The 17,449-nt window shown below is 73.1% G+C and carries 16 protein-coding genes and 1 tRNA gene; 6 read left to right on the top strand and 11 right to left on the bottom strand.

The genetic code is table 11. From position 1 onward, the window contains the following. The first annotated feature begins 31 nt into the window (after nt 1-31). Nucleotides 32-1,306: a serine hydrolase domain-containing protein gene (locus tag ACFYZZ_RS34795; protein ID WP_389184745.1), complete on the top strand. Its 1,275-nt coding sequence runs from the start codon at nt 32-34 to the stop codon at nt 1,304-1,306. 1 nt (nt 1,307) lies between these two features. Here the strand turns inward: ACFYZZ_RS34795 and ACFYZZ_RS34800 are convergent, their stop codons facing one another. Continuing rightward, nucleotides 1,308-1,886 (bottom strand): TetR/AcrR family transcriptional regulator, encoded by a 579-nt coding sequence (locus ACFYZZ_RS34800; protein WP_389184748.1) that lies wholly within the window; start codon nt 1,884-1,886, stop codon nt 1,308-1,310. Nucleotides 1,887-2,131: 245 nt separating this feature from the next. Between ACFYZZ_RS34800 and ACFYZZ_RS34805 the strand changes: the two genes are divergently transcribed. Both ACFYZZ_RS34805 and ACFYZZ_RS34810 read left to right on the top strand, forming a co-directional pair. Beyond that, nucleotides 2,132-3,559 (top strand): MFS transporter, encoded by a 1,428-nt coding sequence (locus ACFYZZ_RS34805; protein ID WP_389184751.1) that lies wholly within the window; start codon nt 2,132-2,134, stop codon nt 3,557-3,559. Between the two features lie 45 nt (nt 3,560-3,604). Further along, a tRNA-Pro gene (locus ACFYZZ_RS34810) sits at nt 3,605-3,678 on the top strand. 123 nt (nt 3,679-3,801) lie between these two features. Here the strand turns inward: ACFYZZ_RS34810 and ACFYZZ_RS34815 are convergent. The 8 genes from ACFYZZ_RS34815 to ACFYZZ_RS34850 form a co-directional block, all read right to left on the bottom strand. Further along, nucleotides 3,802-4,740 carry a radical SAM/SPASM domain-containing protein gene (locus tag ACFYZZ_RS34815; protein ID WP_389184754.1) on the bottom strand — a complete coding sequence of 313 codons (939 nt, stop codon included), beginning with the start codon at nt 4,738-4,740 and terminating at the stop codon, nt 3,802-3,804. After that, on the bottom strand, nt 4,737-4,988 hold the full coding sequence (locus tag ACFYZZ_RS34820; RefSeq protein ID WP_389184757.1) for a hypothetical protein: 252 nt from the start codon (nt 4,986-4,988) through the stop codon (nt 4,737-4,739). Before ACFYZZ_RS34820 ends, ACFYZZ_RS34815 begins: the two co-directional genes overlap by 4 nt. A 106-nt stretch (nt 4,989-5,094) precedes the next feature. Beyond that, the gene (locus ACFYZZ_RS34825) at nt 5,095-5,793 is read right to left on the bottom strand and encodes a GntR family transcriptional regulator (protein ID WP_389184759.1); all 699 of its coding nucleotides are present in this window, start codon (nt 5,791-5,793) and stop codon (nt 5,095-5,097) included. Nucleotides 5,794-5,820: 27 nt separating this feature from the next. Continuing rightward, complete coding sequence (locus ACFYZZ_RS34830) at nt 5,821-6,822, bottom strand: proline racemase family protein (RefSeq protein ID WP_389184762.1); 1,002 nt, start codon at nt 6,820-6,822, stop codon at nt 5,821-5,823. Between the two features lie 51 nt (nt 6,823-6,873). Then, entirely contained in the window at nt 6,874-7,770 is an 897-nt protein-coding gene (locus ACFYZZ_RS34835; protein WP_389184764.1) for a dihydrodipicolinate synthase family protein, read from the bottom strand. Between the two features lie 120 nt (nt 7,771-7,890). After that, the gene (locus ACFYZZ_RS34840; RefSeq protein ID WP_389184766.1) at nt 7,891-9,288 is read right to left on the bottom strand and encodes an NAD(P)/FAD-dependent oxidoreductase; all 1,398 of its coding nucleotides are present in this window, start codon (nt 9,286-9,288) and stop codon (nt 7,891-7,893) included. Further along, on the bottom strand, nt 9,281-9,583 hold the full coding sequence (locus tag ACFYZZ_RS34845; protein ID WP_389184768.1) for a (2Fe-2S)-binding protein: 303 nt from the start codon (nt 9,581-9,583) through the stop codon (nt 9,281-9,283). Before ACFYZZ_RS34845 ends, ACFYZZ_RS34840 begins: the two co-directional genes overlap by 8 nt. Beyond that, nucleotides 9,580-10,758, bottom strand: a complete 1,179-nt coding sequence (locus ACFYZZ_RS34850) for an NAD(P)/FAD-dependent oxidoreductase (protein WP_389184771.1) — start codon at nt 10,756-10,758, stop codon at nt 9,580-9,582. Before ACFYZZ_RS34850 ends, ACFYZZ_RS34845 begins: the two co-directional genes overlap by 4 nt. 153 nt (nt 10,759-10,911) lie before the next feature. Between ACFYZZ_RS34850 and ACFYZZ_RS34855 the strand changes: the two genes are divergently transcribed. Beyond that, nucleotides 10,912-11,034 carry a putative leader peptide gene (locus tag ACFYZZ_RS34855; protein ID WP_389184774.1) on the top strand — a complete coding sequence of 41 codons (123 nt, stop codon included), beginning with the start codon at nt 10,912-10,914 and terminating at the stop codon, nt 11,032-11,034. Between the two features lie 202 nt (nt 11,035-11,236). Beyond that, on the top strand, nt 11,237-12,124 hold the full coding sequence (locus ACFYZZ_RS34860) for a glutathione S-transferase C-terminal domain-containing protein (protein WP_389184777.1): 888 nt from the start codon (nt 11,237-11,239) through the stop codon (nt 12,122-12,124). 33 nt (nt 12,125-12,157) lie between these two features. Here ACFYZZ_RS34860 and ACFYZZ_RS34865 read toward each other — a convergent pair whose 3' ends face one another. Continuing rightward, nucleotides 12,158-12,766 carry a hypothetical protein gene (locus ACFYZZ_RS34865; RefSeq protein ID WP_389184780.1) on the bottom strand — a complete coding sequence of 203 codons (609 nt, stop codon included), beginning with the start codon at nt 12,764-12,766 and terminating at the stop codon, nt 12,158-12,160. 254 nt (nt 12,767-13,020) lie between these two features. Between ACFYZZ_RS34865 and ACFYZZ_RS34870 the strand changes: the two genes are divergently transcribed. After that, nucleotides 13,021-14,799 carry a LuxR C-terminal-related transcriptional regulator gene (locus tag ACFYZZ_RS34870; protein WP_389184783.1) on the top strand — a complete coding sequence of 593 codons (1,779 nt, stop codon included), beginning with the start codon at nt 13,021-13,023 and terminating at the stop codon, nt 14,797-14,799. Between the two features lie 21 nt (nt 14,800-14,820). On the opposite strand, the gene ACFYZZ_RS34875 is transcribed toward ACFYZZ_RS34870, so the two are convergent. Further along, complete coding sequence (locus ACFYZZ_RS34875) at nt 14,821-17,433, bottom strand: CHAT domain-containing protein (protein WP_389184786.1); 2,613 nt, start codon at nt 17,431-17,433, stop codon at nt 14,821-14,823. Between the last annotated feature and the right edge of the window lie 16 nt (nt 17,434-17,449).

Consider the following 17,449-nt stretch of genomic DNA (forward strand, 5'->3'; position numbering starts at 1 on the left):
GGGCCGGACGGGACGGGGGCACCCTGGAAACATGCTGGGCGCGGTGGGCCGTACGGCTTCCGACGCGGCACGGGACGCGCAGGTCTCCCGGGGCGTGCGGCGGTCACCCTCGCGCCGCGCCCGCACGGCGGCCCTGTGCGCCGCCGCGCTGCTCGCCGCGACGCTGCAGACGACGACGGCCGCGGCCGCCCCGCCCCCGGACAACGGCTGCGTCGCCACTGCGGGCAAGCCCGCTGGCACGGCCGGCCAGATCCTCGACATCGTGCGCAAGGCGCGCAGCGACCTCGATCTGAAGGCCGCGCTGGTCCGGGTCACGCAGGACGGGCGGGAGGTGGCCACCTTCGCCGACGGCAACTCGATGAACGGCGTGCCGGCCACCCCGGCGATGCACTTCCGGTCCGGCTCGGTCGCCATCGCCTTCATGGGCACGGCGCTGCTCCAACTCGTCGACGAGCACCGGGTCGGCCTGGACGATCCCGTCTCCCGCTGGCTGCCGGACCTGCCGCACGGCGATCGGATCACTCTGCGGATGCTCGGCGACTCGACCTCGGGCCTGCACGACTACGTCACCGACCCGGCCTTCGTGAAGCAGCTCTACGCGGACCCGTTCCAGCACTGGACGCCGCAGGAACTGGTCGCCTTCTCCCTCGCCCATCCCCTCTGGTACGAGCCCGGCACCGGCTGGAGTTACTCGCACGCCAACTTCGTGCTGCTCGGCCGCGCCCTGGAGAAGATCACCGGAACCCCGCTGGACAAGCTGCTGCGTGAGCACATCATGGATCCCCTGGGGCTCGACGAGACCAGCAACGGCTTCACGCCCGAGATCCCGGCGCCCGTACTGCACGCCTACGACGACGAACGCGGCCCCTACGAGGACGCCACCTACTGGGACCCGTCCTGGACCACCGCACCCGGCGCCGTACAGACCACGAACATCTGCGATCTGGCCCGCTCCGCCCAGGGCATCGGCTCGGGACAACTGCTCTCCCGCAGCTCCTACCAGGTGCAGCTGAACCCCGGCACCGTCGGCCTGGGCGCGCCAACCGCGAGCTGCCCCGCCACCGTGTGCTTCAAGCAGACCGAGGACTTCCACTTCGGGGTGGGCGTCGTCGTCAAGAACGGCTGGATCCTGCAGAATCCGTCCTTCGCCGGGTTCGCGGCCGTGCAGGCCTACCTGCCGGCGCAGCGGCTGGCCATCGCCGTGTCCACGACCGTCGGGAAGAAGGCGCCCGAGGGCAACACGGCCCAGACGATCACCGAGCGCATCGCGGCGGCCCTCGCCCCCGACCACCAGCTGACCGGCTGACTCAGCGGCCGGTGCGCACCCCGTCCAGGGCGATCGCGAGCACCCGGTCGCGCTGGGCCTCGTTCTCGAACACCGTCGCCGTGATGCCGGCGACCATCCGCAGCAGGTCGCCGAAGTCCATGTCCGCGCGGGCCACGCCCGCCTTCTGGGCGCGCTCCAGCAGGGGGCCGCCGGCCGCGTACATCGACTCGCGGCAGGCCATGAAGATGTCCGACTCGTCGTCCAGGGCCTCGCGGACCGCACGCTTGGTGACCATGTAGCCCGCGAAGCGGTCCAGCCAGGCCGTCAGGGCCTCCCACGGCTCCCGTTCCGCCAGCTCGACGGCCGCCCGGCACAGGGCGTTGACCTCGTCCGCGTAGACGGTCTCGAAGAGGTCGCGGCGGGTGGGGAAGTTCCGGTACAGGGTGCCGATGCCGACGCCGGCCCGGCGGGCGATGTCCTCCAGGGAGGCCTCCGCGCCGTGCTCGGCGAACGCCTCGCGGGCGGCCGCGAGCAGCGCGTCGTAGTTGCGGGCCGCATCCTTACGGTGCGGCCGGCGGGTCGCGACGATCTCGCTGACGGGGAACGGCGTGGCCGTCACTGCTGCCTCCCGGAAGGGAATCGATTGAACCGGAGGAACCCTTCCGATCCGCTTGAACCGGAGGTATGCCTCCGCTACAGTGGAGGGGTACCTCCACTTTAGCAGTGCGGGGGTGGCTTCGCCGTGGACGGACGCGTCCCGGCGCCGGCCTCCCGCACCCCCGTGAGCACGGGCCCTGCGCGTCGCGCACCGCCCGTCCCCCAAGACATCCACCCTCCGCGTCCCGATTCCGGAGAGGCTTCTTCATGCCCCGCAAGTCCACCCGCCTCACCTTCGCGGTCCTGGCGACCGGTGCCGGCGTGTTCGCCATGCTGCAGTCGCTGATCGCACCGGCCCTGCCGACCGTCCAGCACGCACTGCACACCTCGCAGTCCACCGCGACCTGGGTGATGACGGCGTACCTGCTGTCCGCCTCGGTGTTCACCCCGATCCTCGGCCGCGTCGGCGACCTCGTCGGCAAGAAACGCACCCTCGTCGCGGTCCTGGTGGCCGTGCTCGCCGGCTGTCTCCTCGCCGCGCTCGCCCCGAACATCGGCGTGCTGATCGTCGCCCGGGTCGTCCAGGGTGTGGGCGGCGCCCTCTTCCCGCTCTCCTTCGGCATCATCCGCGACGAGTTCGCCGCGTCCCGGGTGAGCGGCAGTATCAGCAACCTGTCCGCCGTGATCGCCGCGGGCGGCGGAGTCGGCATCGTGGCCGCCGGGCCCATCGTCTCCGCCCTCGACTACCGCTGGCTGTTCTGGATCCCGGTGGTCATCGTCGCCGCGACCGTCCTGATCGCCCTGCGCTACATCCCCGAGTCGCCCAACAAGGGCCAGGGGAAGGTCAGTTGGCTGGGCGCAGTGCTGCTCTCCGGCTGGCTGGTGGCGCTCCTGCTCCCGCTCAGCCAGGCCGGGCAGTGGGGTTGGGGCTCGCCGAAGGCGCTCGGCCTGTTCGCCGCCGCCGTCCTGCTGTTCGCGCTGTGGCTGACCACCGAGGCCCGCTCCGGCTCCCCCCTCATCGACCTGCGCGTGATGCGGCTGCCCGCGGTCTGGACGACCAACGTGGCCGCCCTGCTGTTCGGCGCGGGCATGTACGCGATCTGGTCCTTCCTGCCGGGCTTCGTCCAGACACCGACCGCGGCCGGCTACGGCTTCGGCGCGAGCGTCACCGAGTCCGGCCTGCTCATGCTGCCGATGCTCGTCGCGATGTTCCTGTCGGGCGTCCTGTCCGGGCGGCTCGAACCCCGCGTCGGCGCCAAGGCGTTGCTCACCGCGGGCGCCGCGCTCGGCGCACTGGCCTGCGGCTTTCTGACCCTCTGGCATGACGCGCAGTGGCAGATCGCCGTCGTCGCGGGCCTGTTCGGCCTCGGTATCGGACTCGCCTTCGCCTCGATGGCCAACCTGATCGTGGGCAGTGTCCCGCCCGAGCAGACGGGCGCGGCCACCGGCATGAACGCCAACATCCGCACCATCGGCGGCTCCATCGGCGCGGCCCTCACCAGCGTCCTGGTCACCGCTCACCTTCAGCCCTCCGGCCTGCCTCAGGCCTCGGGCTACACCCACGGCTGGGCCCTGCTCGCCGTCCTCTGCCTGGCTGCCACCGGCGCCGCCCTCCTGGTCCCCGTCCGCCGCGCCGCCCGTACGGCGGAACCCGTTGCGGCGGGGGCGACACCGGCACCCGCGCGCGTGCGGTAGGGTTGACCTGCGTGATCACGCGGAACACCCCGCGTGACCCCGCAACGGGACGTGGCGCAGCTTGGTAGCGCACTTGACTGGGGGTCAAGGGGTCGCAGGTTCAAATCCTGTCGTCCCGACGTAAAGTCGCAGGTCAGAGGCGGTTTGCTCACACAGAGCAGGCCGCCTTCGACGGTTCTCGCGACAAGGGCATGCCTCGCCACCGATCAGGGTGATCGCACGGGTAACCCAGTTCTTTCCGCCTACCTCGTTTCCAGAGGGCCGCACGACTGGGGGCACAGCAGCGGGTCGCAGGGACAGGAGAGATCGGGCCCGCAGGACTGGGGACACCGTGCGGTATCGGCCTTCTTCTGCCAGACCGTGTCGTGGATCTCGCGGCGGATCTGCGCCAGCTCGTCCCCGTGCAGGATCTCCTGAAGCGTCTGCTCGAGGACGTCGCCGACAGCCCAGTCGCGGGACATCACGCAGGGGAAGACCTTGCCGTCCGGCGCGACGGCGAGGTTGCCGTTCCAGCAGTGCCCGCACAGGCCCGACAGGCTCGCGCTCTGTCCGAGAAGGTCCTGCCCCCGGCCGAACTCCCGTACCTCCGACGTCCGCACCGGGCCGTCCACCCCGAGGTCGAGCAGGAACTGCCGGGTGCGCTCCGCGGCCTCGGTGTCACCCTTGACCGCGATGACACCCACCCGCGTCGGCACCCCCTTCTCGACGAGCCGGCGGAGGTTGGCAACGGTACGCCGGTGGCTGCCGCGCACGGTGGTGACGGCATCGTGCACGTCGGGATCGTCGGAGTAGACCGAGGTCGCGAAGTGCACGGCGTTCTCCGCCGAGAACGTGAGCGTCTCCTCGTCCAGCCGGGTGAGGTTGGTGAACACCTCCACGAAGTCGAAACCGGTGTCCACGCCACGGCGCAGCAGCTCGTCGAAGTCCGGGTGCAGCTGGGGCTCGCCCCCGATCAACTGGATCCGGCGACAGCCCAGGTCGTAGGCCTGGCTCAGCACCGACCCGTAGTCCTCCGTGGTCAGCACGTCCCGGTCGCCGCTGAGCGGATGCGACTCCGTGTAGCAGTGGACGCACCGCAGATTGCAGCGGTTCGTCAGTTCCAGCCAGAGGAAGTCCAGGACTCCGTCGACGTCTTCGAGCGTCGTGGGGGTCTTGGTCCGTGTTGTTTCCTGAGTGCTCACCGGCTTCCCTCCGCCTGATCCGGAATCGGCATCAGGGCCAGCTCCCCGTCCCAGTTCACCGGCGTCATCGTGAACCGGAGCCGGTACGCGACACCGTCGTCGGCCCGAAACTCCCACCCCTGGCCGATGGTGAACCACACATCGCCGCCGGGCTTGGTCCTCGCCCGGACGGCGAACTGCGGGGGACCGGAAATGGTCGGCAGAGCTTCCTCGTCCTGGGACACGGCTGTCGCCCTCCTGGCGGTCATGCGCTCGATGGACGCGACCCAGCATCACCGCATACCGAGACACCGCGATCAGGGCACGCCCGCTTCGGACACCGCATCGCCCGAACGGGCGCCGCCCGGACAAGTCCTACTCCCGCGCGGCCCACAAGCTGCGCACATGCCCCAGATGCCGGGTCATGACCTCCTGTACGACCTTCCCGTCGCGCTCCAGCAGTGCGTCCAGGAGTTCCAGGTGCTCCTCGGCCGAGGCGAGCAGGCGGCCCGCCTCGACCAGAGCGGTGAGGCCGTAGAGGCGGGAGCGCCCCCGCAGGTCGGCGACCACCTCGACCAGGTGGGCGTTGCCGGCCAGGGCGAGGAGGCCGAGGTGGAAGCGGGTGTCGGCCTCGACGTAGGCGATCAGGTCGCCCGCCGCCGCGGCGGCGACGATCTCCCGGGCCGCCGGGCGCAGCGCCTCCAGGGAGACCCGGTCCGCCGTGCGGGCCAGGTCCACCACGGTGGGGATCTCGATCAGGGCGCGGATCTGCGTGTACTCGTCCAGCTGCCGGTCGGAGACCGCGGTGACCCGGAAGCCCTTGTTGGGCACCGTGTCGACCAGGCCCTCCTTGGCCAGGTCCAGCATCGCCTCCCGCACCGGCGTCGCCGAGACGCCGAAGCGGGCCGCGAGCGACGGCGCCGAGTAGACCTCGCCGGGCCGCAGTTCGCCCGCGATCAGCGCGGCCCGCAGCGCGTCGGCGACCCGCTCGCGGAAGCTGCTCCGCCGGCCGCCCAGCCGGGGGAGTACGGGTGCGTCCGCGTCCTGCGGTTTCTGTGCCATGTCACGCATCATCGAAGTCTAGTCGGTGGCTGTCGGTGGTCAGAGGACGAACCCCTCCGGGAACGGGTCGGTCGGGTCGAGCAGGTACTGGGCCGTGCCGGTGATCCAGGCGCGGCCGGTGAAGCTCGGCAGGACGGCGGGCATGCCGGCGACCTCGGTCGTGCCCAGCAGCCGGCCGGTGAACCGGGTGCCGATGAAGGACTCGTTCACGAACTCGGTGTGCAACGGGAGTTCGCCCCGCGCGTGCAGTTGTGCCATGCGCGCGCTCGTCCCCGTGCCGCACGGCGAGCGGTCGAACCAGCCGGGGTGGATGGCCATCGCGTGCCGGGAGTGGCGGGCGGTGGCGCCGGGCGCGTACAGGTGGACGTGGTGGCAGCCGCGGATGGACGGGTCCTCCGGGTGGACCGGCTCCTCTCCGGTGTTGATCGCCTCCATCAGTGCCAGCCCGGCGGCGAGGATGTCGTCCTTGCGGGCCCGGTCGAAGGGCAGGCCGAACTCGTCCAGCGGCAGGATGGCGTAGAAGTTGCCGCCGTAGGCGAGGTCGTACGTCACCGTCCGCCCGTCGGCGAGCACCGCCTTGCGGTCCAGCCCGACGCTGAAGGACGGCACGTTGCGCAAGGTGACGGCGGTGGCCGCGCCGTCCTCCACCGCCACCTCGGCCACCACGACCCCGGCGGGGGTGTCCAGGCGGATGGTCGTCACCGGTTCCACCACCTCCACCATGCCCGTCTCGACCAGCACGGTCGCCACGCCGATCGTGCCGTGCCCGCACATCGGCAGATAGCCCGAGACCTCGATGTAGATCACACCCCAGTCGCAGTCGGGGCGGCTCGGCGGCTGCAGGATCGCGCCGCTCATCGCGGAGTGCCCGCGCGGCTCGTTCATCAGCAACTGTTTGACGGGGTCGCGGTGTTCACGGAAGTACAGCCGCCGCTCGTTCATCGTCGCACCGGGTACGGTGCCGATCCCGCCGGTGATCACCCGGGTCGGCATGCCCTCGGTGTGCGAGTCGACGGCGTGCAGGACGAGCTTGCTGCGCATCTCCGGTTTCCTTCCCGTGGTCGGTCGTGGCGCCTTCCCTCCTGTCGTGCGTCACGCGAGTCCCGAGGCGGCCGCCTTTTCCGTGGCCGCGCGGACCGCTGCCTCCTGCTCGGGCAGCAGCGGGACGCGGGGCGGGCGCACCGGGCCGCCGTAGCGGCCTACCACGTCCATGGACAACTTGATGGCCTGCACGAACTCCACGCGAGAGTCCCAGCGCAGCAGCGGGTGCAGCTGCCGGTACAGGGGGAGTGCGGTGGTGAGGTCCCCGGCCACGGCGGCGCGGTACAGCTCGACCGAGGCCCGGGGGAGTGCGTTGGGGTAGCCGGCCACCCAGCCCTTGGCGCCGGCCACGGCCAGCTCCAGCAGGACGTCGTCGGCGCCGATCAACAGGTCCAGCTCCGGGGCGAGTTCGGCGATCCGGTAGGCGCGGCGGACGTCGCCGGAGAACTCCTTGACGCCGTGGATGTGGCCCTCGCCGTGCAGGCGGGCGAGGAGTTCGGGTACGAGGTCGACCTTGGTGTCGATCGGGTTGTTGTACGCCACCACCGGGAGGCCCGCCCCGGCGACCTCCGCGTAGTGGGCGAGCACGGACCGCTCGTCGGCGCGGTAGGCGTTGGGCGGCAGCAGCATCACGGACGCGCAGCCGGCCTCGGCCGCCTGCTCGGCCCAGCGCCGTGCCTCGGCGGAGCCGTACGCGGCGACGCCCGGCATCACCCGCTCGCCGCCGATCGCGGCCACGGCCGTCTCCACCACCCGGGCGCGCTCCTCGGGCGTGAGCACCTGGTACTCACCGAGGGAGCCGTTCGGTACGACGCCGTCGCAGCCGTTCTCCACCAGCCAGGCGCAGTGCTCGGCGTAACGGTCGTAGTCCACCGAGAGGTCGGCGCGCAGCGGGAGCGCGGTGGCGACGAGGACACCGCGCCAGGGGCGGTTCTCCGGAAGGGTCATGAGTGGTCCCCAATCCAATAGAGTGTGACATATTACTGAGATCCAGAGGCGTGTGCACGCCCCCGGCAGCGGTCAGTCGATGCGCCGGTCAGTCGCTGGGCCGGTCAGTGGATGCACCGGTCAGTCGGTCTCCTGCTCGGGCAGGCCCGCCAGCACCCCGAGCGGCACCGGCCGGGCGAACGGCCGGCGCCCGGGTGTGAGCGGGCATCCGGTCAGTCCGGCCACCGCGGGCCCGCACATCCGGCCCTGGCACCAGCCCATCCCGGCCCGGGTGAGCAGCTTGACGGTGCGCAGGTCCCCGGCTCCGAGCGTGCCGACGGCCGTACGGACCTGTCCGGCGCTGACCTCCTCGCAGCGGCACACCACCGTGTCGTCCGTGATCCGGTCGGCCCAGTCGGCGGGCGGGGCGTACACCGTGTCGAGCGCCGTGAAGAACTCCCGCAGCCGAGTGCGGGCGCGGGAGGCCGCGGCCCATCGGCGCGGGTCGGGCGTGGCGCCGTGCAGCCGGGCGGCGACGGAGCGGCCGGCGATGTGTCCCTCGGCGAGTGAGAGGGCGGCGCCGCCGATCCCGGTGGTCTCGCCGGCCGCCCAGACGCCGGGTACGTCGGTGCGCTGCTCGTCGTCGACGCGGACGTCCGTACCGGACAGGGTGCAGCCGAGGGTCTCGGCCAGGTCGGTGTGCGGCAGCATGCCGTGTCCCACCGCAAGGGTGTCGCAGGGGATGCGGCGGGCGCTGCCGGGCCTGAGCCGTCCGTCCCGGTCGAGCGCGGCGACGGTGACCGCCTCCAGCCGGTCGGTGCCGTGCGCCTCCACGACGGTGTGCCGGGGCAGGGTGCGGACACCGTGCCGTACCAACCGGCCCGCGTACCAGGCGCCTTCGGCGAGCTTGCCGGGCTGCGCGACCAGTGCCGGGACCCGCCGCAGCAGGTCCTTCGGGTCGGCGGACTCGATCAGGGCGGCCACGCGGGCGCCCGCCGCCGCGAGTCCCGTGGCCACGGGCAGCAGCAGTGGTCCGGTCCCGGCGACCACGGCGGTCCGGCCCGGCAGCACGAGGCCGCCCTTGAGCATGGCCTGCGCGCCGCCCGCGGTGACGACACCGGGGAGCGTCCAGCCCGGGAAGGGCAGTACCCGCTCGTAGCCGCCGGTGGCGAGCAGGACGGCGTCGGCGCGGACGGTGACGCCTTCCTCCTGTGCGGGACCGCGCAGCGCGTGCACCGCAAAAGCCCCGGACTCACCTTCCACACACCAGACATGGTGATCCGTCAGGTGCGTGACCCGCCCGGCTGCGATGTGCCGGTCGAGTCCGTCGCGCAGCCGTTCCCAGGTGCGCCACTGGTGGTGCAGGGCCTGTGGGCGGCGGGCGCCGAGTGCGGCGGCGGGCTGCCGGTAGAACTGACCGCCCGCCTGTTCGGCCGCGTCGAGCAGGGTCACACGCACGCCGCGCGCGGCTGCGGCCAGCGCCCCGGCCAGCCCCGCGGGGCCCGCCCCGACGACGGCGAGATGCGGTCGCTCAGTCATCGTCCCGCCCCGTCCCCTCCTGTGTGCGGATCACATCACCCGGCTGTACCGGGACCAGGCAAGCCCGCCTGTTCGCCCGGCCGTTGACGGTCACCAGGCAGTCGAAGCACACCCCGATCCCGCAGAACACCCCGCGCGGCCGGCCTGCTCCGCGCGTACTGCGCCAGGAGGTCACGCCGGCCGCCCACAGCGCGGCCGCGACCGTCTGGCCGGGCAGCGCCTCGACAGGCCGGCCGTCGAAGGTGACGGTGAACGCGGCACCCGGCCGAGCCTGTGCCAACTCCCTCGGATTCATGGGGTGTCGTCTCCGTTCGTCCCAGGGGTGGCGGCCGCCTCGAACCGCTCCGGACGGAAGGGCGCGAGATTCAGGTCCGGCGTCTTCCCGGTCAGCGCCCGGGCGATGGACTGCCCGGTGCCGGTGGCCAGTCCGATGCCCGCACCCTCGTGGCCGCAGGCGTGGTACAGGCCCGGCAACCGGGGATCGGGGCCGATCGCCGGTAGGTGGTCGGGCAGGTAGGGCCGGAAACCCGCGTACGTCCGCAGGGCGCACACCCGCTCCAGGAAGGGGAACAGCCCGATCGCCCCGGCCGCGAGCGCCCGTACCGCCGGAAGGGACAACGAGCCGTCGAAGCCGACCCGTTCACGGGTGGCCCCGATCAGGACCGGCCCGGCGGCCGTGCCCTCGACGACCGGCGAGGTCCGGAGCGTGGCCGTGTCGCTCGCCACGTCCGCCACGTAGTCGGCGGCGTACACCTTGTGCCGGACCATGCGCGGCAGCGGCTCGGTGACCAGGACGAAGCCGCGCCGGGGGAGGACCGGCAGGTGTACGCCCGCCAGTGCGGCGACCTCGCCGCCCCAGGTCCCGGCCGCGTTCACCACCGCCGGCGCGTGGATGTCGCCCTGGTCGGTACGGACGCCGAGCACCGCCCCGTCCACCGTGCGCAGCACCCCGGTCACGGTCCGCCCGGCGAGCAGGCGGGCGCCGGAGGCGCGGATCAGGTGGGCGGCGGCCAGCGCGGGCATGACCTGCGCGTCCTGCGGATAATGGACACCGCCCGCCATGCCGGGGGCCAAGTGGGGTTCCAGCTCGTGGAGTTCGGTTGCGTCGACGGTCTCGGCGATGACACCGGCGGCGCGCTGGCCCGCTGCGAAGTCCGTCAGCGCACCGAGCGTGCCGGGCGTCGAGGCGACCACCACACCGCCTTTGGGCTCGTACTCGACCGACGCCCCCAGTTCCCCGGCCAGCTCCGCCCACAAGCGGGCCGACAGCAGGGCGAGTTCCAGTTCGGGGCCCGGCTCCTTGTCGGAGACCAGCAGGTTGCCCTCGCCCGCGCCGGTGGTACCGCCGGCCACCGGGCCCCGGTCCACCACCGTCACGTCGAGGCCGGTCCGCGCGGCGTACAGCGCACAGGCCGCGCCCACCATCCCGGCTCCGACGACCACGACATCGCAGGTCAGTCGCTTCGCCACATCAGTACTATGTCACATGTCGCACTCTCTGAGGAGTCCCCCGCACCGTTCTCGTCACCCGCCCGGAGTCCCAGACGTGGACGCCCCCTTGACGTCGCAGGACGGCGGATCGACACTCCAGGGGAGAGAATCCTAGTGAACAGGTAGGGAAACATGGTGCGCCTCCGGACGGTGGTCGGCCGAGCGGGCCGTACGCCGTTGTACGCACCCCTTCTCACCTCCCGCCTGCACATCGACCTGCTGCGCGTCTGCAGCGCGATCAGCCTTCGTGGCTGAACCTTCGGATTGAGACTTCGCGGCTGAGCCTCCGAATCGAGACTTCGGGTTGAGCCTTCGGAGCCGAGGCAGGCCCTTTATGGCTCAGCGGGCCCGCCGTTGCACCGAACCTGGTCCGGTACCCACCCCAACCCCTCCGCACCTACCGACCGACGACGCTTCCGCCGCGCGTACGTCCGCGCGCCCGCTTCAGGGGAGACGCATGTCCATCACTCCGCTCGCCGCCGTCCCGACCGCCCACCGCACCGCTCCCGCCTTCCGGGGCCGGATCGGCCGGGACGCGCGCAGCGGCCACTACGCCGTGCCGCACCGCTACCGGCTCCATCTGTCCACCGCCTGTCCCGACGGACTGCGCCTCGCCATCGGCCACAGCCTCCTCGGCCTCGGCGACAGCTGTCCGGTAGCCTTCCTGCCCGCCGTCCCCGACCGTCCCGGCGGCGGCCACTCCGCCCTGCGCCCGCTGTACGAGGCGAGCGCCCACCACTACACCGGACCGGCGCTCGCACCGGTGCTCAGCGACGACTGGTCCGGACGCATCGTCAGCACCCGCACCTCCGACATCCTGCGCGACCTGGACCGCTTCCCCCCAGACGGGCGCCCCTTCCTGTACCCGTGCGGCACGGAGAGCCAGATCGAGACCGTCGAACGGCTCTGCGCCGAGGGGATCGAGGAGGCCGCGCAGCGCGCCGGACGGGCCGACGCCGACCCTGCCGAGCGGGCCGCCGCGCTCGATCTGCTGCTGGACACGCTGGGCCGGATCGAGCGGTACCTGGCGGGCGAGGAGTACCTCGTCGACGGCCGGCTCACTGCAGCCGACGTCGAGTTGTGGGTGACGCTGGTGCAGCTGGACACCGTGCACCGCTGCCACCTCGACGCCAGTGCCGTGCACCGTATCGCCGGCCACCCGGCGCTGTGGGGCCACGCCCGCCGCCTGGCCGCCCACCCCGCCTTCGGTGCCCACCTGGACCTCGACGGCATCGCCCGCCGCCACCACGGGCGCTGCCGGGGGCTGGAGGCCGCCGGAGCCGCCGTCCAGATCCTGGACTGGACGGGGCACGCCGCGGACGCCTCGGGTACTTCCGGCAGGTGAGAGCGGGTCGGGCGGGCGGTCTCGTGAAGCCGGTCAGGAGCAGAAGCCGATGACACCGAACCCGGGCCGGGACTCCGCGTGCCGCATCCAGCCCAGGCACTGCATGACGGCGTCGACGACCTCGGGTTCGAGCGGGGGAGCGTGGCCGGCCGCCTTGGTGGCCTCGAACTGCTCCAGCGCCCGGGCTATCTGACCGGGCGTGCACTCACCGCATCCCGGAATGTACGTGTACGGCAGCGGATCGGGCAGGTCGGAGTAGCTGAAGGACTCCACGGACACGGCGGTCACGCGCAGCGCGGCGAGACCCTCGTCCACCACCGACAGCCAGTCGCCCCGGAACGGCATGAAGGAGTCGTTGGGCAGGAAAGAGCCGGTCAGATCGCACAGCCGCCGGTACGCGTAGCCGTACTGGAAGGCGTGCTCCTTGTCCTCGCTGAAGGGCCCGCCGTGCACGACGGCCCGCAGCGCCTCGTACGCGGTGGGGGCGCCCCGCTCGATCTGGTACCGGAAGTAGTCGTCGTCGCGGGCGAGTTCGTCGCCGAAGCTGTCGCGGACGACCTGGAGGAGCTGGTCGTCACCCGAGCCGACCAGGGCCCGCGTCGCGGCGACGTCCAGCAGATACACGCTCAGTCCTGAACTCATGCCACGAACCTATCGGCCACCACTGACATCGCGGTTCCGGGCAGCCGCAGACGCCGTTCGCCCAGGAGGCGAACGGCGTATCGGCGTGGTCGAGGGACGTCTCCCTCCCCCGAAGGCGACGTCCCTCGACCCGCTCCCCCGGTGCCGGACTGTGGCCTGGACTGACAGACTGCCGCCCCCGGGTGCCGGACGCCTGAGTCGGGGGCTACTCAAGTCGCCCTGTATCAAACCTGAGTAGTCGTGCTCCAGTTTGTGTGACGACTTACGAGCAGGCCGCGAAGACGCTCGAACTGCCCTGGCCCTTCACCGGCCGCGAGGACGAACTGGAGCTGGTGCGCAGGTCGTTGGCGGCCGGACGACCCGGCATCGTGGTGACCGGACCGGTGGGCTGCGGCAAGACCCGGCTGATCACGGAGGCGGTCCGGGGCACGGACTGCGCCCGGGTGACCGGGACACCCGAGACCCGCGGAGTACGCTTCGCCGCCTTCGCGCACCTGCTGCCCGACACCGTCTCGCTGCACCGCGCGGTGCACCTCCTGTCCGGCGTACGCCTCCTGGTCGTCGACGACGCCCAGCTGCTCGACGAGGCCTCCGCCGCGCTCGTCCACCAGCTCGCCGTGCACGGTCGCACCCGCCTGGCCGTGACCGCCACGGACGACGTGCCGGCGCCCGGCGCGGTGTCCCGCCTGTGGACGGGGGAGCTGCTGCCCCGCCTGACGCTGGAGCCGCTGCCCCGCGAGGACACCGCCCACCTGCTCGCCCCGGCCGGTCTGGAACCGCTCACCATGGGACGGCTGCACCGGATGTGCCGGGGCGATCTACGGCTGCTGCGTGACCTGCTGGGCGCGCTGCGCCAGTCCGGCGGGCTCACCAGGGTCCCGGGCGGCGACGAGTGGGCGTGGCGCGGACCGGTCCCGGTCACCGCGAGCGTCCGCGACCGCCTCGCCCCCGCCCTGGAGCGGCCCGACACCGCCGAGCGCGAGACACTCGACCGGCTCGCCTTCGCCGAACCCCTGCCGCTCGCCCTGGACGAGCTGGACCTGGACGTCCTCGAACGGCTGGAGTCGAACGGCCTGATCGACGTGGACGACGAGGGTTCGGTCACCCTTGCCCACCCCCTGCACGGCCCGGCCCTGCGCGCCACCGCCGGCCGGCTGCGGGCCCGGCGGCTGACCCGCACACCCGACCGGTGCGGCCAGGCGCTGCAAGCCGAACAGGCCTCTCTGGAGCAGGGGTTGGAGCGGCAGGACGTGCGGGTCGTACCGACCCCGGTGGGGGACTGGCTGCTCTCCGAGGGACTGCCCGTCCCCGCCGGGTACGCGGTCGTACGGGCCCGGTACGCCCGGCTGCGCGGAGAACTGCGGGAGGCGGCGGCATGGGCGCGGGAAGGGCTGCGGGCGGCTCCGGACGACACCGACTGCGTCACGGAACTCGACTTAATCGCAGGCCAGTTGGGGGAGACGACGGGAGCGGGCGCGTGGGCGGCGGCAGCCCGCGGTGACATCGAGACCGCCCTGGCCACCACCACCGGGGACGATGTGTTCGCCCGCTACGACGCCGTACGCCTCGGCGCTCCCGAGCGGGTCGCAGGGCGGCTGCCGGACGACGGGGTGTTCGCCCGACACGCCGAAGCGCTCGCCCGGGGTGACGGGCCAGCGCTGGACCGAGTCGCCGAGGCGCTCGAAGGGCGCGGCTTCCTGCTGTTCGCGGCCGAGGCGCACGCCCAGGCGGTACGCGCTCACCGGGACCCGCGCGCCGCCCGCCTCTCCCGCACCCGCGCGGTGTCGCTCGCGCGGCGTTGCCAGGGGGCGTGCACTCCGGCGCTGGCCGGGCTCGTGTTGGGGGAGTTGACGGCTCGGCAGCGGCAGGTTGTTGCTCTTGCGGCCAGCGGGCTGAGCAACCGGGAGATCGCTGAGAAGCTGACGTTGTCCGTTCGGACTGTGGGGAACCATCTGTACGGCGCGTACACGCGGTTGGGTGCGAGTGATCGGGGTGCTCTGCCCTGGCTGAGCGATCTGGCTGCGCCGGCTTGAGCCGATTCACCGAGAAACCCCTCACGCCGCCCCGAACGCCGCGAACGCCCACCCCGTCGCCTGGTGGACCGGGTCGCCGGGCTGGGCGGCGCGGGCGTCGCGCAGGGCCTCGGCCAGGCTCAGGCCCGCGTCGAGGCCCTTGTGCAGGGCGAGCATCAGGGGGACCACCGCGGCATCGTTGACGGGTGCGCTGCTCGCCACCACTCCGGCCGTGCCCAGCGGAAGCAACGCGGTGACCAGACCGAGGAGTTCGTCGGCGCCGACCGAGGCGAGGCGGGCGGTGTCACAGCTGGAGAGGATGATCCGGTACGGGCTGCGGGCGAGGCGCTCGAAGTCGTGCACGATCAGCGGGCCGTCGGCCATCCGGAGAGCCGAGAACAGGGGGCTGTCGGCGCGGAACGTGCCGTGCGCGGCCAGGTGTGCGAGGGCCGCGCCGTCGAGATCCTCCAGTACCTGGGGGACCTGCGCCGCCTCGCCCTCCAGGACCGTCGCCGTGCCGTACCGGTCGGCCAGTTCGGGCACCTCGGCGCCGCCCGTGGCGAGGCCGGGGCCGCGCACCAGGACGGGCCGGCCGCCGGGCGGCGGCTCGGTCTCCCGGGCCCGCAGCCAACTGCCCGCCGACGGCGACACGCTGAGCACCCGCTCCCGCAGCGCGGGCAGCAGCGCCCACGGCACCCGGTGCAGCGCGCCGGGCGGCACGATCACCACCGGCCCGGACCCGAGGTGCGGTACGGCACCGCCCAGCAGCAGCTCCTGCAGGCGCCGGCCCGCCGCCTCCACCAGCGGCAGCCGCGCCTCTCCTCCGGGGTGCGCGAGGCGGCGCAGCCCGGCCTGTACGTGCTCGGCCTCGGCCACCGCCTCCGCGAGCCGGCCGCCCGGGAACCGTCGTACCCGGCCCTGCCCGCACAGCAGGATGTGCACCTGACCGTCCACGACGGCGAGTTCGACCAGCCGCGCCTCGCCCAGCCGGTCCAGCAGGCGGCCCGCGTCGAAGCGGTCGCCCTCGCCGGGCCCGTCGCCGCGCATGTGGTGGGTGCGGGAGCGGATCTCCCGTTCCAGCCGCCGCTGTTCACGCTCCAGGGCCGGGACCGGGCGGCCCTCCCTGCGGGCCTCCTCCGCGCGGGCCGCTATCTCCCGGTAGGCGGTGAGGCAGCCGAGCAGCGCCGGGTCGGCGGGCGGCCGGGCGGGCGGCGCGGACAGCACGGTCGCCCGCCAGCGCTCGCTCCACTCCAGCAGCCGCCGCGGACCGCCGTTCACGAGGCTCGCCTCCTGGGCGAGCGCGGCCAGTTCGGCGCCCTGAGCGGTGGCGCGGGCCCGCAGCTCCGAGGCGCCGAGCGTCATCCGGTGGTCGTCGAGGACGTCCAGGCCGCGCCGGCAGGCCTCCAGCACACCGCGCCCGGAACCGGCCGCGCGGGCCCGCAGCGCCTGCGCGGCCCAGCCCGTCACCCGGGCCGGCGGGGGACCGGCGTGCCGGCTGCGCGCGGCCACCGCCAGGTGCCGCTCCGCCTCGGCCGTCCGGCCGAGCGCGAGCGCGATCCGGCCGGCGAGCAGCGAGGCCTCGGGCGCCACGGGCGAGCCGGAGGAGGCCAGCCGCCCGGCGACCGCCGCCGCGTCCGCGACCAGGCGACCCGAGCCGCGCCCGGCCGCAGCCCGCGCCTCGATGAGCACCAGCCGGGCATGGGTCTCCCACCAGGTTCGCCGCTGCCCCGCGAACAGCCGTACGGCATGGGCGGCGCGGGCGATGGCGGTGTCCGGATCCCCGGCCGAGCGGGCGGCGCGCGCGGCCGCCAGCAGCAGCTCGGCCTTGCGGGTGGACTGCCCGCCCATCCGGTCCAGCAGCGCGATCGCCGTGTCCGCCTCCGCGAGCGCCTCCGGGGCGAGCCCCGCCGCCATCAGCACCTCGCAGCGCCGGATGGACAGCATGAACGTGGGCGTGCCGAGCTTGCCGTACCGCTCCTCGGCCTCGTCCAGCAGCCGCAGCGCCGCCGGGATGTCCCCGGACCGGAACGCGGCGAGGCCCCGGCTCTCCACGGCGTCCGCCTTGTCGTGCTCCTGGCCGGTGGTCTCCCACAACCGCTCGGCGGCCGTGAAGTCCGCGACCGCCCGGTCCACCGCGCCCTGTGCCAGATGCACCGTGGCCCGCAGGGTCAGCGCCCGCGCGGTCCAGATCCCGTCGCCGGCGTGCCGCAGCACCGGGAGCGCCCGCCGTACGTCCTCCAGAGACTCCCGGTGATGCCCCAGCACCCACCACACATAGGCCCGCCGGTACAACACCCGTGCCCTGGTGTGTCCGCTGCCCCGCGCGACACCCTGCTCGAACGACGCCAGTCCCTGTCGCGTGCGCCCTGCGTGCACCAGTGCGACCCCCAGCGTGGCGAGCACGTCCGCCTCCCGCTCGGCCGACTCGGCGCGCGCGGCGAGGTCCCGGGCCCGGCGCAGATGCCGGAGGGCGATCTTCAGGTCGCCGAAGTCCCGCTGCCAGATGCCGAGTACCTGATGCGCGACGCTGGCGTGCAGCGGCGACGGATCGGTGTGCAGTACCTGATCCGCGCGTGCCCGGGCCTCGCCCGGGTCGGCGAACACCATCGGCAGCAGCTGAAGAACCGACTCGCTTCCCGCTGTCACCCCTCGCATGGTAGTGGCCTGGGCA

Origin of the sequence: Streptomyces sp. NPDC001816 (genome assembly GCF_042892235.1) — a bacterium.
GTDB lineage: Bacteria > Actinomycetota > Actinomycetes > Streptomycetales > Streptomycetaceae > Streptomyces.

Excerpts from the sequence above, each read along its gene's own strand:
- ACFYZZ_RS34855 (WP_389184774.1), top strand. The coding sequence starts at position 10,912 with ATGGTGCGCCTCCGGACGGTGGTCGGCCGAGCGGGCCGTACGCCGTTG.
- ACFYZZ_RS34860 (WP_389184777.1), top strand. The coding sequence starts at position 11,237 with ATGTCCATCACTCCGCTCGCCGCCGTCCCGACCGCCCACCGCACCGCT.
- ACFYZZ_RS34845 (WP_389184768.1), bottom strand. The coding sequence starts at position 9,583 with ATGAATCCGAGGGAGTTGGCACAGGCTCGGCCGGGTGCCGCGTTCACC.
- ACFYZZ_RS34865 (WP_389184780.1), bottom strand. The coding sequence starts at position 12,766 with ATGAGTTCAGGACTGAGCGTGTATCTGCTGGACGTCGCCGCGACGCGG.
- ACFYZZ_RS34835 (WP_389184764.1), bottom strand. The coding sequence starts at position 7,770 with ATGACCCTTCCGGAGAACCGCCCCTGGCGCGGTGTCCTCGTCGCCACC.
- ACFYZZ_RS34875 (WP_389184786.1), bottom strand. The coding sequence starts at position 17,433 with ATGCGAGGGGTGACAGCGGGAAGCGAGTCGGTTCTTCAGCTGCTGCCG.
- ACFYZZ_RS34795 (WP_389184745.1), top strand. The coding sequence starts at position 32 with ATGCTGGGCGCGGTGGGCCGTACGGCTTCCGACGCGGCACGGGACGCG.
- ACFYZZ_RS34820 (WP_389184757.1), bottom strand. The coding sequence starts at position 4,988 with ATGACCGCCAGGAGGGCGACAGCCGTGTCCCAGGACGAGGAAGCTCTG.
- ACFYZZ_RS34830 (WP_389184762.1), bottom strand. The coding sequence starts at position 6,822 with ATGCGCAGCAAGCTCGTCCTGCACGCCGTCGACTCGCACACCGAGGGC.
- ACFYZZ_RS34840 (WP_389184766.1), bottom strand. The coding sequence starts at position 9,288 with ATGACTGAGCGACCGCATCTCGCCGTCGTCGGGGCGGGCCCCGCGGGG.
- ACFYZZ_RS34825 (WP_389184759.1), bottom strand. The coding sequence starts at position 5,793 with ATGATGCGTGACATGGCACAGAAACCGCAGGACGCGGACGCACCCGTA.
- ACFYZZ_RS34805 (WP_389184751.1), top strand. The coding sequence starts at position 2,132 with ATGCCCCGCAAGTCCACCCGCCTCACCTTCGCGGTCCTGGCGACCGGT.